We start from the raw sequence: 571 nt of genomic DNA, 5'->3' as shown, positions 1-571 counted from the left end.
CGATCTGGAGCAGCAGATCGCGGCGATCTGGGCCGATGTGCTGAAGGTGGAGAGGGTTGGCCTCGGCGACCACTTCTTCCTGCAGGGCGGGCATTCCCTGCTGGCAGTTTCGGTGATTGCCCGCATTCGTCAGCACCTGGGGCTGGACGTGCAGTTGCTTACCCTGTTCGAGGCTCCGGTGTTGAGGGACTTTGCCAAACGCGCCGAGCACGGTGAACGGGCACAGGCTGCTGTCATCGAATGCGTGAGCAGGGCTCAGCCGCTAGCGCTTTCCTACGCCCAGCAACGGCAATGGTTCTTGTGGCAATGGGCACCGCACAGTGCCACCTACAACATTCCGGCCGCACTGAAGCTGGCCGGGGCGCTGGATGTCGACGCCCTGCAACAGGCCTTCGGCACCTTGATCGAGCGTCACGAAACTTTGCGCACCACCTTCCGCCTGGATGGCGAGCAGGCAGTGCAGGTCATTCATGCTCAAGTGCCATTCGAGCTGGCCATCGAGGAGCAGGCGCACGCCGACGAGGCCGCTGTGCGGGCGTGGGTCGAAGCCGAAGCAGGGCAACCGTTCGAC

1 protein-coding gene is annotated in these 571 nt (G+C 63.6%); it reads left to right on the top strand.

The window, feature by feature from the left end; all coding sequences use genetic code 11:
* On the top strand, positions 1-571 hold a 571-nt coding region (locus RYH74_RS26315), incomplete at both ends, for a condensation domain-containing protein (protein WP_317410623.1).

Source organism: Pseudomonas sp. LSJ-87 (assembly GCF_032971465.1).
Lineage (GTDB): Bacteria > Pseudomonadota > Gammaproteobacteria > Pseudomonadales > Pseudomonadaceae > Aquipseudomonas > Aquipseudomonas putida_Z.
Note: the sequence above shows the minus strand (reverse complement) of the source record. Positions and strands in the feature narration are given on the sequence as shown.